The 12,509-nt window shown below is 68.7% G+C and carries 13 protein-coding genes; 8 read left to right on the forward strand and 5 right to left on the reverse strand.

What is annotated here, in order from left to right; translation table 11 throughout:
• The first annotated feature begins 1 nt into the window (after nucleotide 1).
• The 6 genes from ACFQVD_RS31285 (at nucleotide 2) to pknB (ending at nucleotide 8,016) form a co-directional block, all read left to right on the forward strand.
• Nucleotides 2-469: an FHA domain-containing protein FhaB/FipA gene (locus ACFQVD_RS31285; protein WP_343970689.1), complete on the forward strand. Its 468-nt coding sequence runs from the start codon at nucleotides 2-4 to the stop codon at nucleotides 467-469.
• Complete coding sequence (locus ACFQVD_RS31290) at nucleotides 466-1,794, forward strand: Stp1/IreP family PP2C-type Ser/Thr phosphatase (RefSeq protein ID WP_343970687.1); 1,329 nt, start codon at nucleotides 466-468, stop codon at nucleotides 1,792-1,794. Before ACFQVD_RS31285 ends, ACFQVD_RS31290 begins: the two co-directional genes overlap by 4 nt.
• Nucleotides 1,795-1,798: 4 nt before the next feature.
• On the forward strand, nucleotides 1,799-3,178 hold the full coding sequence (locus tag ACFQVD_RS31295; protein ID WP_343970684.1) for an FtsW/RodA/SpoVE family cell cycle protein: 1,380 nt from the start codon (nucleotides 1,799-1,801) through the stop codon (nucleotides 3,176-3,178).
• Nucleotides 3,175-4,632, forward strand: a complete 1,458-nt coding sequence (locus ACFQVD_RS31300; RefSeq protein WP_343970681.1) for a peptidoglycan D,D-transpeptidase FtsI family protein — start codon at nucleotides 3,175-3,177, stop codon at nucleotides 4,630-4,632. The genes ACFQVD_RS31295 and ACFQVD_RS31300 overlap by 4 nt, the downstream gene beginning before the upstream one ends.
• Complete coding sequence (locus ACFQVD_RS31305; protein ID WP_343970678.1) at nucleotides 4,629-6,080, forward strand: serine/threonine-protein kinase; 1,452 nt, start codon at nucleotides 4,629-4,631, stop codon at nucleotides 6,078-6,080. The genes ACFQVD_RS31300 and ACFQVD_RS31305 overlap by 4 nt, the downstream gene beginning before the upstream one ends.
• An 82-nt stretch (nucleotides 6,081-6,162) precedes the next feature.
• Nucleotides 6,163-8,016, forward strand: a complete 1,854-nt coding sequence (gene pknB / locus ACFQVD_RS31310; protein ID WP_343970674.1) for a Stk1 family PASTA domain-containing Ser/Thr kinase — start codon at nucleotides 6,163-6,165, stop codon at nucleotides 8,014-8,016.
• 157 nt (nucleotides 8,017-8,173) lie between these two features.
• Here the strand turns inward: pknB and ACFQVD_RS31315 are convergent, their stop codons facing one another.
• Genes ACFQVD_RS31315 through ACFQVD_RS31325 form a run of 3 tightly spaced genes read right to left on the reverse strand, consistent with a single transcriptional unit; the run spans nucleotide 8,174 to nucleotide 9,573 of the window.
• A complete protein-coding gene (locus ACFQVD_RS31315; protein ID WP_343970671.1) occupies nucleotides 8,174-8,746 on the reverse strand; it encodes an anthranilate synthase component II in 573 nt (190 codons plus the stop codon).
• Nucleotides 8,743-8,901 carry a hypothetical protein gene (locus ACFQVD_RS31320; protein WP_343970668.1) on the reverse strand — a complete coding sequence of 53 codons (159 nt, stop codon included), beginning with the start codon at nucleotides 8,899-8,901 and terminating at the stop codon, nucleotides 8,743-8,745. The genes ACFQVD_RS31315 and ACFQVD_RS31320 overlap by 4 nt, the downstream gene beginning before the upstream one ends.
• A 39-nt stretch (nucleotides 8,902-8,940) precedes the next feature.
• Nucleotides 8,941-9,573: a class E sortase gene (locus tag ACFQVD_RS31325; RefSeq protein WP_343970665.1), complete on the reverse strand. Its 633-nt coding sequence runs from the start codon at nucleotides 9,571-9,573 to the stop codon at nucleotides 8,941-8,943.
• Nucleotides 9,574-9,786: 213 nt separating this feature from the next.
• Between ACFQVD_RS31325 and ACFQVD_RS31330 the strand changes: the two genes are divergently transcribed.
• On the forward strand, nucleotides 9,787-10,032 hold the full coding sequence (locus tag ACFQVD_RS31330; RefSeq protein ID WP_343970662.1) for a cell division protein CrgA: 246 nt from the start codon (nucleotides 9,787-9,789) through the stop codon (nucleotides 10,030-10,032).
• A 49-nt stretch (nucleotides 10,033-10,081) separates the two neighbouring features.
• Here the strand turns inward: ACFQVD_RS31330 and ACFQVD_RS31335 are convergent, their stop codons facing one another.
• Nucleotides 10,082-10,957: a rhomboid family intramembrane serine protease gene (locus ACFQVD_RS31335; protein WP_343970659.1), complete on the reverse strand. Its 876-nt coding sequence runs from the start codon at nucleotides 10,955-10,957 to the stop codon at nucleotides 10,082-10,084.
• 151 nt (nucleotides 10,958-11,108) lie between these two features.
• On the reverse strand, nucleotides 11,109-11,645 hold the full coding sequence (locus ACFQVD_RS31340) for a peptidylprolyl isomerase (RefSeq protein ID WP_343970656.1): 537 nt from the start codon (nucleotides 11,643-11,645) through the stop codon (nucleotides 11,109-11,111).
• A 206-nt stretch (nucleotides 11,646-11,851) separates the two neighbouring features.
• Here ACFQVD_RS31340 and ACFQVD_RS31345 point away from each other — a divergent pair, with 206 nt between their 5' ends.
• Nucleotides 11,852-12,400, forward strand: coding sequence for a hypothetical protein (locus tag ACFQVD_RS31345; RefSeq protein WP_343970653.1), 549 nt, complete (start codon nucleotides 11,852-11,854; stop codon nucleotides 12,398-12,400).
• The last annotated feature ends 109 nt before the right edge of the window (nucleotides 12,401-12,509 follow it).

Raw genomic sequence — 12,509 nt, forward strand, 5'->3', positions numbered from 1 at the left:
CATGTCCGAGCTCACGCTGCTGCTGATCCGGCTCGCTTTCCTCGCGGTGCTGTGGTTCTTCGTGATTGCCGCGGTCGGCGTGATCCGGACGGACTTGTTCGGATCACGCACGGCCGCCGTCGTCCCCGCGCGCAAGGTTCCCAAGCCGGTGAAGCCCGCGGCCAAATCCAAGAAGGGGGAACCACGGCAGATGGTCGTCACCGGTGGCCCCCTGCAAGGCACCACCATTACCCTCTCGGAGACGCCCATCACCATCGGCCGGGCGAACGACTCGACGCTGGTAGTCAGCGACGACTACGCCTCCAGTCGGCATGCCCGGCTCTTCCCCCAGGACGGTCAGTGGATCGTGGAAGATCTCGGCTCGACCAACGGCACTTATCTCGAACGCTCAAAAGTCACCCGTCCGACTCCGGTGCCGCTCGGTGTTCCGATCCGCATCGGTAAGACCGTCATCGAATTGCGCAAATGACCATCGCACTCCGTTACGCCGCCCGCTCTGACGTCGGCCTCCTCCGCGAGGGCAACGAGGACTCCGCCTACGCCAGCGGCCGCCTGCTCGCCGTCGCGGACGGCATGGGCGGCCACGCACACGGTGAGGTGGCCAGTTCGGTCGCCATCGCCGCGATGTCCTCACTCGACGCGGACGCCCAGGGAGGTGACCTGCTCAGCACCATCGAGGCAGCGGTACGCGACGCCAACCGCAAGCTGCACGAGATGGTGGGCCGCGATCCCAGCCTCAAGGGCATGGGCACCACCCTCACCGCCATGCTCTGGTCCGGGACGAGGGTCGCCCTGGTCCACGTCGGCGACTCCCGGGCCTACCTGCTGCGCGCGGGAGAGCTCTACCAGATCACGCATGACCACACGCTGGTGCAGTCACTGGTGGACGACGGCCGGATCACCGCGGAGGAGGCCGCCACCCATCCCCAGCGGTCGATCCTGCTCCGGGCGCTCGACGGCAGCGGTGAGGTCGACCCCGACCTGTCCCTGCGCGAGGCCCAGGTCGGCGACCGCTACCTGCTCTGCTCCGACGGCCTGTCCGGGGTGGTGAGCGCGGAGACCCTGCACCACACGCTCTCCACGATCGAGGATCCCGACGGGGTGGTCCGCACCCTCATCGACCTGGCCAACCGGGGCGGTGGTCCGGACAACATCACCTGCGTCCTGGCGGACGTGCTGGAGGTGGACGAGAGCTTCGCGCCGCGCACCGAGGCGGCCGTGGTCGGTGCCGCCGGCTCCGGCATGCCGCGGTCGCAGCCGCCGGACACCCCGGCGGGACGTGCCAGCGCGGTCACCATGCCGCAACCGGTCATCGCCGACGACGAGCCCGACGAGCCGATCATCAGGGCCGCCGCCGCCAAGCCGGCCAAACGTCGCCGACTGTGGCCCCTGATGGCCGTGGCGGGCGGTGTCGTCGTCATCGGAAGCGGCCTAGGCTGGTACTTCGGCGGGCAATGGCTGGACGATCAATACTTCGTAGGGGCCAGAGGTAACGAAATCGTGGTTTTCCAGGGCGTGAAGACCAACCTCGGCCCCTTTGAGCTTTTCGAGGTCGCCCAGGGCACCGCAGAATCGATCACGACCCTTGGCGCGTTCCAGCAGGGCCAGGTCCGCGACGGCATCCCCGTCCCCACCGTCGAGGCGGGCCTGAAAAAGATCGAAGAGCTGAAGTCGTCCGCGGCCAAGGCCGACGACAAGGCCGACGACAAGGCCGAGCCGACCACGTCGCCGAGCGCCTCCGCGTCCGCCAAGCCCCCCGTCCCCAGGGCCCCCGAACCCACAAGGTCACAGTGAACACATGAGCACCCCTAGCGCCGAGCCTGTCCCGCTTCCCGCCAAACGGCGGTTGGCCCAGCTGGCGATGCTCGCATTCGCGGTCGCCATCGTGATGCTGGCGTACGCCAATGTGGGGCTGGCGCTCGACAACCAGATCCCCGCGGGCATGCTCACCTACGGTCTCGGCCTGGGCGGTCTGATGCTGGCCGCCTACCTGGTGCTGGCCAAGTTCGCGCCCTGGGCCGACCCGCTGATCCTGCCGCTGGTGACACTGATCAACGGCCTCGGACTGGTGATCATCTATCGGCTTGAGGCGGCCGGCATGGACGGAGCCTCGGCCACCAACCAGCTGCTGTGGACCGCCGTCGGGGTCGTCATGTTCTCCGTGACGCTGATCGTGCTGCGCGACCACCGCGCGCTACAGCGTCTGACCTACACCGCGGGCGCCGTCGGCCTGGCCCTGCTGATCTCGCCGCTGCTGCCGTTCCTCGGCCAGGAGATCAACGGCGCCCGCATCTGGATCGGCGTCGCCGGCTTCAGCCTCCAGCCGGCCGAGTTCACCAAGCTCGCCCTGGTCGTCTTCTTCGCCGGCTACCTGGTCGCCAAGCGCGACGTGCTGGCCCTGGCCGGGCGGCGGCTGCTCTTCATCGACCTGCCCCGGGCCCGTGACCTCGGCCCGGTGCTCATCACCTGGGGCCTCAGCCTGGGCGTGCTGATCCTGCAGAAGGACCTCGGCTCCTCGCTGCTGATCTTCGGCACCTTCATCGCGATGCTCTACATCGCCACCCAGCGCACCTCGTGGGTGCTCATCGGCATCCTGCTCTTCGTCGGCGGGGCGGTGCTGGCGGGGCTCATCTTCGACCACGTCGCGGCCCGCTTCGAGGTCTTTCTCAACCCGGAGGACCCGGAGCTGTACGACCGCACGTTCGGCGGCAGCTACCAGCTCATGCAGGGCCTGTTCGGCATGGGCCAGGGCGGCGTTCTGGGCACCGGTCTGGGCCAGGGCCACCCCAACCTGATCCCGCTCTCCTTCTCCGACTTCATCTTCACCGCCGCGGGCGAAGAGCTCGGCCTGACCGGGCTGATGGCCTTGCTGATGGTCTACGCCCTGCTGGTGGAGCGCGGCCTGCGCACCTCGATCGCGGCCCGCGAGCCGTTCTCCAAGCTGCTGGCGGGCGGCCTGTCGTTCATCCTGGCCTGGCAGGTCTTCATCATCGTCGGCGGCGTGACCAACCTGATCCCGCTGACCGGCCTGGTCACCCCGTTCATGTCCCAGGGCGGCTCGGCACTGCTGGCTAACTGGATCCTTATCGCGCTGCTGGTACGCATGTCGGATACGGCGAGGAAGCCTCCGCCCCAGGCCATCCAGGACGAAGGAATGACGCAGGTGTTCCAGCGATGAACGGTCCCCTCAAGCGCGCGGCCCTGGCCTGCCTGCTCATGTTCGGCCTGCTCATGATCAACGTGAACTACCTGCAGGCCGTGCGGGCGGAGGACCTGCGCGCCGACTCGCGCAACACCCGCAACTTCTACGCCCAGTACGAGGTCGAGCGCGGCCGGATCACCGCGGGCGACAAGGTCCTCGCCGAGTCCGTCGACACCGGCGACACCAAGTTCCGCTTCCAGCGCCGCTATCCCGAGGGCAAGCTCTACGCGCCCATCACCGGGTTCTTCGCGCCCGAGAGCCAGCGCGACATCGAGCGGACGGAGAACCGCCTGCTCAACGGCACCAGCGCCGACCTGCTGATCCGGCGGAGCATCGACCTGTTCACCGCCAAGCGGAGCAAGGGCGCCAACGTCGACCTGACGATCAACCCCAGGGCGCAGGAGGCCGCCTACAAGGCGCTGGGCGCCAGCGGCAAGAAGGGCGCGCTGGTCGCGATCGAACCGAAGACCGGGGCGATCCTCGCCATGGTCTCGATCCCCACCTACGACCCCAACCCGCTCTCCAAGCCCGACAAGGGCGAGGTCAACAAGGCGTACAACAAGCTGGACAAGGACGAGGACAAACCGCTGGTCAACCGGGCCATCGAGCGCACCTATCCGCCGGGCTCGACCTTCAAGGTGGTCACCATGGCGGCGTACCTGGAGAGCGACGACACCCTCGGCCCGGAGACCCAGGTCGACGCCCCGCAGGTGCTCGACCTGCCCAACACCACCGCCGACCTGCCCAACTACGGTGGCGCGGCCTGCGGCGCCGGACGCGTGACGCTCTCGTTCGCGCTGGAGAAGTCCTGCAACACCCCGTTCGGCAAGATCGCCATGGAACTCGGCTACGACGCGCTGAAGGACCAGGCCTTCAAGTTCGGCATCGGCGGCGAGCCGTTGTCGATCCCGCTGCCGGTCGCGGGTAGCGGGATCGGCCCCGAGGAGGACCAGGCGGCCCTCGCCCAGGCGTCGATCGGCCAGCGCAGCAACCAGATGACCCCGCTGCAGATGGCCATGATCGCCGCCGGCATCGCCAACAACGGCGTGGTCATGAAGCCGTACCTGGTGAACAGGATCGCGGATGCCGAGGGCGGCGAGATCGAGACCGCCGACCCCGAAGAGCTGAGCACCGCGATGAGCGAGGACAACGCGCGCAAGCTCCAGGAGATGATGGTCAACGTCGTCAACAAGGGCACGGCGAGCGCGGCGCAGATTCAGGGCGTGACGGTCGGCGGCAAGACCGGCACCGCCGAGACCGCCGAGGGCCGTGACCCGCACGCGTGGTTCATCTCCTACGCCCCCGCGGAGGACCCCCAGGTCGCCGTCGCGCTGATCGTCGAGTCCGGCAGCGCCGGCAGCGACGCCTCAGGTGGTCACACCGCCGCCCCGATCGCCAAGAGCGTGATGGAAGCGGTGCTGAATAGATGACCGCGTTGCTCGGGGGCCGATACCGCCCGCTGGGGCGTATCGCGTCGGGCGGCATGGGCGAGGTGTGGCGGGCCAGGGACGAGTTGCTCGGCCGCGAGGTCGCGGTGAAGCTGCTCCGCGCGCACGTGGCGGAGGATCCCGCCTTCCGGCAGCGCTTCCGCTCCGAGGCCCGCATCGCGGCCGGGCTGTCCGATCCGGGCATCGCGCAGGTCTTCGACTACGCCGAGACCGACGGCGTCGCCTATCTGGTGATGGAGCTGGTGCCCGGCGAGTCCCTGGCCGGCATCCTGGCCCGGGACGGCGCGCTGAGCCCCAAGGTCACCCTCGACGTGGTCCATCAGACCGCCAGGGCCCTGCAGGCCGCGCACCGCGCGGGGGTCATCCACCGGGACATCAAGCCCGGCAATCTGCTGGTGACCGAGGCGGGCGTGATAAAGATCACAGACTTCGGCATCGCCAGGGTGCTGGAGGCCGCGCCGGTCACCCAGACGGGAGTCCTGCTCGGCACCGCCCAGTACGTCAGTCCCGAGCAGGCCTCCGGCGAACCGCTGACGCCCGCCACCGACATCTACTCCCTCGGGGTGGTCGCCTACGAGTGCCTGGCCGGCCGGGCGCCGTTCCGCGCCGAGACGCAGGTGGCGATCGCTCTCATGCACATCGGCGAGCCCCCGCCGCCGCTCCCGGAGAGCATCCCGCCCGCGGTCCGTGACCTGGTCATGGCGTGCCTGTCCAAGGACCCGCTGCGGCGCCCGGCCGGCGCCAGGGAGCTGTCGGAACGGGCGGACGTGCTGCTCGACGCGCTGGCCGCCACCGACGCCACCGCTCTCGGCATGCTCACCGACCCCTCGGGCTGGCGCGCCGAGCCCGCGACCGAGTGGCCGCAGGAGATCACCTCGGCCATGGCCGCGCCCGTCGGCCCCGCCGCCGGCGGGGGTGCGGGCTCCGGCGCTCACGGCGGTGCGGGCGGAGGTTCCGTGGAGGGCGCGGGCGGGACGCCTCCGGGTACCGGGCCGGCGCCTGATGGGCGCCGGCGCAGGAGAGCAGTGATCGTCGCCGCGGTCGCGGGATGCGCCGTCGCGGTCGGGCTGGGCTCTCTGGCGGCCTACGAGCTGACCGGCCGGCCAGGCGGCAGCGAGCCGGAGAAGCCGGTCGTACGGCCGAGCCAGGCTACCGAATCACCGACGGCCACACCGAGCCGGAGCGCGTCTCCGGCGAGCAGACCACCTGTCTCGCCGGGGAAGACGGCCCGCCCCTCGGTCACGCCGTCGGCTACGGTAAGCACATCGGCCACGCCCACCGCAAGGCCGAGTACGTCGCCACCACCCAGCCCCAGCCCCAGCCCGACGATTCCCACCCCGACGCCCACCACCCCGACGGTGACACCGAGCCCCACACCGAGTACGACTCCCGAACCCGGCGATACAGACCAGCCGAATGAGGAGACGTGATGCGGCAACGGGTCGATGATGGACACCGGTGGCCCAAGAGCCCACCGGCACCCAAGATGAACGGTAAGGGACAGTGCAGGAAATGACTCAGCCCCGACGCCTCGGCGATCGCTACGAGCTTGACGGCGTCGTCGGGCGTGGCGGCATGGCCGAGGTCTATCGCGCCCGAGACATCCGGCTGGATCGGATCGTCGCCATCAAGACCCTCCGCGCGGACCTGGCCAGGGATCACATCTTCCAGGCGCGGTTCCGCCGGGAGGCTCAGTCCGCCGCGTCACTGAACCATCCGTCCATCGTCGCGGTCTACGACACCGGCGAGGACGTCTCAGAGGGTGCACCCGTTCCCTACATCGTGATGGAGTACGTCGACGGCCGCACGCTGCGCGACCTGCTCCGGGCCGACCGGCGGTTGCTGCCCGAACGTGCCGCCGAACTGGTCGACGGGATCCTTCGGGCGCTGGACTACAGCCACCGTGGCGGCATCGTCCACCGGGACATCAAACCGGCGAACATCATGATCACTCGCAATGGCGACGTCAAGGTCATGGACTTCGGCATCGCCCGCGCGATGGCCGACTCGGCCGCGACCATGACACAGACCGCCCAGGTGATCGGCACCGCCCAGTACCTCTCGCCGGAGCAGGCCAGGGGCGAGCGGGTCGACGCCCGCAGCGACCTCTACTCCACCGGTTGCGTGCTGTACGAGCTGCTGACCGGACAGCCTCCGTTCACCGGCGACTCGCCGGTCGCGATCGCCTACCAGCATGTGCGCGAGGAGCCGATCCCGCCGTCGCAGATCGACCCCGACATCCCCCAGTGGGCCGACGCCATCGTGCTCAAGGCGATGGCCAAGGATCCGGCGCACCGCTACCAGAGCGCCGGGGAGATGCGGGCCGACATCCAGCGGGCGATGTCCGGCATCCCGACGGACGCCCAGACCATGGCCATCTCCAATAACTACGGCTCGGCCACCCGGACGATGCAGGCTCCCGGGCCCGGCGGCCCGGCCACCCAGCGCACCACCGCCGTCCCGGCGTACGAGTACGGCGAGGAGGGGGGCGGGCGCACCGGCGAGCGCGGCCGGCGCCGGCAGCAGAGCAGCAACACCGCGGTCAAGACCGCGGCGTGGATCCTCATCCCCCTGCTGGTCATCGGCGCCTTCGTCGGCGTGGGCTACATGTTCCTCAGCTCCCCCGGCACCCCCACCGCCTCGGGCAAGGTGACGGTCCCGCCGCTGGCCTCGCAGACCATGGAGGCGGCGACCAAGGCGCTGACGGATCTCGGCCTGAAGGTGAAGACGGTCCAGGCGTTCGACGAGGAGATCCCGAAGGGTTCGGTGATCGACACCGAACCGGCGGCCGACCAGGAGGTCGACAAGGGCACCGAGGTGACGCTCAAGGTCTCCAAGGGCATCGAGAAGGTCGAGGTGCCCTCCGTGCTCAACATGACCGCGGAAGAGGCCACGAAGACCCTGGAGGACGCCGGCTTCAAGGTCAGCCTGCAGAGCAAGCCCTCCAGCCGGAAGCAGGGCATCGTCTTCGAGACCCTGCCCGAGGCCGGCAAGAAGGCCAGCAAGGGCAGCACCGTGCGAATCTACGTGCCCAAGGAGGCGGTGGAGGTCCCGAGCGTGGCCAACCTCACCGTCGGGGACGCCAAGAACATGCTCAAGGAGGCGGGCTTCAAGTGGAAGGTCGTCGAGCAGCCGAGCGACCTGCCCAAGGACACCGTGCTGAGCCAGTCTCCCGAGGCGGGCGGCAAGTACCAGCCGGGGACGACGATCACGCTGATCGTGTCGAGCGGGCAGGCGCCCGAGCCGACCGAGCAGCCGACCTACCCGTCCGATGAGCCGACCATTCCCGACGAGCCGACGGACGACATGCCCACGGAGCCCGACGACGGCACCATCTTCGACGAGTCGCCACCCGACGGGAACTGATCCGGAACACATGAGAAGGCCCTCGCGATCGCGGGGGCCTTCCTCGTTTCCCGCACCGCCCATGCGGGAGGCCCGGAAACGGGGAAGAGTCCTTCCGCCACTCGGGGGCGATGGCGGAAGGACTCTCACTGGTCAATCGCCCAGGAAGGGCGCCGCGTTACACCAACCTTTCCAGCCAGTTTCCGAGCAGCCGATGACCGTGCTGGGAGATCACCGACTCGGGGTGGAACTGCACACCCTCGACGGGGGCCGTACGGTGGCGCAGGCCCATGATCACGCCGTCGCCGGTGGTCGCGGTCACCTCAAGGATCTCGGGAACCGTGTCGGGCAGGACGGCCAGCGAGTGGTAGCGCGTCATGGTCGTCGGCGACGGCAGGCCGGCGAAGACGCCGCGCCCGTCATGCGTGATCGCACTGGTGCGGCCGTGCACCAGTTCGGGGGCCCGCGAGACGGTCGCGCCGTGGGCGATGGCGATGGCCTGGTGCCCCAGGCAGACGCCGAGCAGCGGGATGCCGTGGGCCTCGCAGTAGCCGACGAGCGGGACGCTCACGCCCGCGTTCTCCGGGGTGCCGGGGCCGGGGCTGATCAGAACCCCGTCGAAGCCGGCGGCGTCCTCGACCCTGACCTGGTCACGTGGCCGCACGTCGCAGGTGGCGCCGAGTTCACGGAGGTACTGGACGATGGTGTGGACGAAGCTGTCGTGGTTGTCCACGACCAGGACGCGGCTCACGGGCCCACGCCGGCCAGGTCGAGGGAGATGCGGGGTTCGATCCAGGGGAACACGACATACCAGAGTACGGCCGCGACCAGGGCGGCCAGTACGGCGGCGGTGAACACCCTGACCGCGAGGTTTCCGGGAAGCAGCCGCCAGATCCAGCCGTACACGAGACTCCTTCTCCGGGCTGTCGGGGTTGGTTTTCGGGACTATTCGGGTCGTCCGAGGCGGTCCTGGCTCCGGTCCAGCGCGCCGAAGACGACGAGCCGCTGGGCGGCCGAGTACTTCGGGTGGCAGGTGGACAAGGTGATCGTCGCCCTGGTCGGTGTCTTTCCCGGCTGGTCGGGGACCGGGGCGATGACGCCGAGCTCGGTGGGGTCGACGACGCGCCTGCCGGTGACCCGGTAGGTGTAGCGGGCCTCGTGGGCGTCGACCACGATGCGATCGCCCCGCTGGAGTTCGTCGATGCGACCGAAGGGGGCGGCATAGGTGGTCCTATGGCCTGAAAGAACGAAATTACCGATTTTTCCTGGCATGGCGCTTCCGGGGTAGTGACCCGGCCCCATCCGCAGCCGGTCCTGGTCGACGCCCTCCACGACGGCGTACCGGTAGTCGTCGCCGAGCCTGGGAATCGACAGCAGCGCGACCGCCCCGCCCAGCCGGACCGGGCCGGGCCCGTGCGCCCGGCCGGCCTTCCCGCCCTCGATGAACTGCCTTTGCAACAGCACCTGCTGCTCCGCGGTGTAGGAGCCGGTGCCCCACAACAGGTAGGCGCAGAAGAGCAGGATGACCAGGCCCGCGGTGATGCTCAGATCGCCCATGACCTTCAACGCCGCTCTCACGAGGGTCAAGGCTAGTGACGGGACACTTCGTCCGGCAGGACCGGAACACGGGTTCGGCAGAACATTTGCCGCAGTATGGTGCCTCACGGAATCGCCATGGCCCACCTGCGCGGACTATCCTTACACGGGACTTCACCCACCAGCGACTACGCTAATCGACATGGCCTGCGCACGGTCCGGATCGCGCAGGGTTGACGCAGGAGAAGAACCCCAGTGCCCAAGCCCAAGACTCGCAAGAAGCCGGTCTACACCCCGCCGCAGACCTCACAGCAGATCAAGATCAGCCCGCGCTGGCTGGCGCCGGTCATGGTGACCTGCTGGATCGTCGGCATCCTGTGGATCGCCGTCTACTACGTGGCGCCCACCGCGCCCGTTCTCGGCGCCCTCCAGAACTGGAACCTGCTGGTCGGGTTCGCCTTCATCATCCTCGGTGTGATCCTGTCCACCCGCTGGCGCTAGCCTTTTCCACAGGCATTATCCACACCCTGGGGAAGCATCAGGGTGTGGATCAACCGTAGATGCCAAGTTCGGCCTGGACGGCGAACGGCGGCAACGCCAGCACCAACGCGACCAGAACGACCAGCATCGCCGCGCAGCCTCCCCACTGGACGGCGTCGCGGCTCCTGGCCGGGGCGAAGGCGAACACCGCCGCGACCAGGGAGCCGGCGATCAGGCCGCCGAGGTGTCCCTGCCAGCTGATGCCGGGGATCACGAAGGTGATCACCGCGTTGATGCCGATCAGCCAGAGCACACCCTGGACGTTGTAGCCGAGCTTCCTGCCGAGCACGAACAGCGCGCCGAACATGCCGTAGATCGCACCCGAGGCGCCGACCGCGGCGATGCCGAACAGGTAGACCGCGACGGACCCGCCGAGCGCCGCGAGGAGATAGAGCGCCAGGAACCTGGCCGAGCCGAGGCGCCGCTCCAGTTCCGGGCCGATGGCGTAGAGGGCCCACATGTTGAACACGATGTGGGTCAGGGCCCAGCCGCCACCGCCGAGCGGCATGTGCAGGAAGGCTCCGGTGATCAGGCGCCACCACTCGCCGTCGTAGGCGACGGCGAAGGAGTTCATCGTGAAGTTGGCCAGCACCCAGTCGGTGCGCACGGTCTCGGCGAAGTAGGCCAGGACGTTGAGAACCAGCAGCGCCCAGGTGACCCGGGGCGTGACGACCGCCCGGCCGCCGAACACGGACTGTGCCTGCCGCATGCCCCTGTTGCCCTCCGCCACGCACTCGGGGCACTGGAAGCCCACCGAGGCCTCGCGCATGCAGTCGGGGCAGATGGGGCGCTCACAGCGCTGGCAGCGGACGTAGGTCTCCCGCCCTGGATGCCGGTAGCAGTTGGGAACAACGGTGTTGGGGTCGCTGGACGGCTGGGTGGTCATGGTCTGTGGCTGGCCCCTTCGCGCGTTCTGTTATCCCCAGACTGCCAGCCTATTCACGATCCCGAGTGCCCGTACACACATAAACGGCGACTGAACGACACCGGCCGGAAACGCGAACGGCGGCCTCCGTGGGAGGCCGCCGGGCGAGAGATCAGCTCTGCACGCGTTCGATGGTCACCGACTCCAGGACCACGGGCTCGGTGGGGCGGTCGCGGGCGTCGGTGTCGGTCTTGGCGATGGCGTCCACGACGTCCTGACCCTCGATCACCTCACCGAAGATGGTGTGCTTGCCGTTCAGGTGCGGCGTGGGCACCACGGTGATGAAGAACTGGGAGCCGTTGGTGCCGCGGCCCATCTGGATGCCCGCGTTCGCCATGGCGAGCAGGTACGGACGGTTGAAGTAGAGGTCCGGGTGGATCTCGTCGTCGAACTTGTAGCCGGGACCGCCGACACCCTGACCCAGCGGGTCGCCGCCCTGGATCATGAAGCCTGAGATGACCCGGTGGAAGATGGTGCCGTCGTACAGCTTGGCGGTGGACTTCTGGCCGGTCTCCGGGTGCACCCACTCGCGGGTGCCCTCGGCGAGCTCGACGAAGTTGCGCACGGTCTTGGGCGCGTGGTCCGGGAAGAGCTGGACCTTCACGCTTCCGCGATTGGTGTTGAGGTTCGCGATCAACTTCTCAGCCATGATCGGACTGCCCCCTTCAGGTTGTGGCAATGCCTATGCAACGTATTGCTTTTGTGGCGCTTTGACGATTTCGGCCGGAGCCGATCCCTCATGCATCCTCCCACGGGCCGTCATGATTGAGCCGCCTTCGAGCGGGAAGGGGTGGCGACGGGGCCCCAACGAATGGGGAGGTTGTTGTGCCTCTAGCACTGTTTGGAAAGCGCCACATGAAGATCGTGGCTCCGGAAAGGCGGCTGCGCCACGCGAAGGCTCGGGCTGTCCTCGTCGCGGATCGGGTCAGCCCGCTGGCCGGCCAGGCCCGCGACGTAGCTGGCCAGGCCCTTGACATGGCCGATCATGCTCGCAACGTGGCCGGTGAGAAGATCATCGTCGTACGCGGGTGGGCGGCACCGAGGCTTGACGCCGCCGCGCACTCGATCGAGGAACAGCTCGCGCCGAAACTCAGCGCCGCGCTGTCCCAGGCTGCCGCGAAGATTGATCCCAAGCCCACCAAGTCCCGCGGATGGCCGATGGTTCTGCTGGTCACCGGCGTCGCGATCGGAGCAGCGGGCTACGCGCTGTACCGCAGGAACGCCGACCAGTGGGCGGACACCCTGAAGGAAAGCACCTCCGACGCGTCCCAATGGGTGGGGCACAAGATGGAGGCGGTGGTGGGCAAGACCTCCGACGTGACGAACGACGTCACGTCGAAGGCCGAGGAGGTCGGTGACAGAGCCGACGCCAGGGCGGAGCACACGTCCAAGAAACTGCCCTAGCGGTACGACGTGCCCGGGTCGGCCGACCACGGTGTACGTCACCTGTCAGCGGTATGGCCCGCGCCTTCGAAGGCGCGGGCCATACCGCTGTGCGGACCGCACGCCATTG

Source organism: Streptosporangium amethystogenes subsp. fukuiense, assembly GCF_042665875.1.
Lineage (GTDB): Bacteria > Actinomycetota > Actinomycetes > Streptosporangiales > Streptosporangiaceae > Streptosporangium > Streptosporangium fukuiense.

Coding starts and splice junctions, on each gene's coding strand:
- ACFQVD_RS31285 (WP_343970689.1), top strand. CDS start 2: ATGTCCGAGCTCACGCTGCTGCTGATCCGGCTCGCTTTCCTCGCGGTG.
- ACFQVD_RS31290 (WP_343970687.1), top strand. CDS start 466: ATGACCATCGCACTCCGTTACGCCGCCCGCTCTGACGTCGGCCTCCTC.
- ACFQVD_RS31295 (WP_343970684.1), top strand. CDS start 1,799: ATGAGCACCCCTAGCGCCGAGCCTGTCCCGCTTCCCGCCAAACGGCGG.
- ACFQVD_RS31300 (WP_343970681.1), top strand. CDS start 3,175: ATGAACGGTCCCCTCAAGCGCGCGGCCCTGGCCTGCCTGCTCATGTTC.
- ACFQVD_RS31305 (WP_343970678.1), top strand. CDS start 4,629: ATGACCGCGTTGCTCGGGGGCCGATACCGCCCGCTGGGGCGTATCGCG.
- pknB (WP_343970674.1), top strand. CDS start 6,163: ATGACTCAGCCCCGACGCCTCGGCGATCGCTACGAGCTTGACGGCGTC.
- ACFQVD_RS31335 (WP_343970659.1), bottom strand. CDS start 10,957: ATGACCACCCAGCCGTCCAGCGACCCCAACACCGTTGTTCCCAACTGC.
- ACFQVD_RS31340 (WP_343970656.1), bottom strand. CDS start 11,645: ATGGCTGAGAAGTTGATCGCGAACCTCAACACCAATCGCGGAAGCGTG.
- ACFQVD_RS31345 (WP_343970653.1), top strand. CDS start 11,852: ATGAAGATCGTGGCTCCGGAAAGGCGGCTGCGCCACGCGAAGGCTCGG.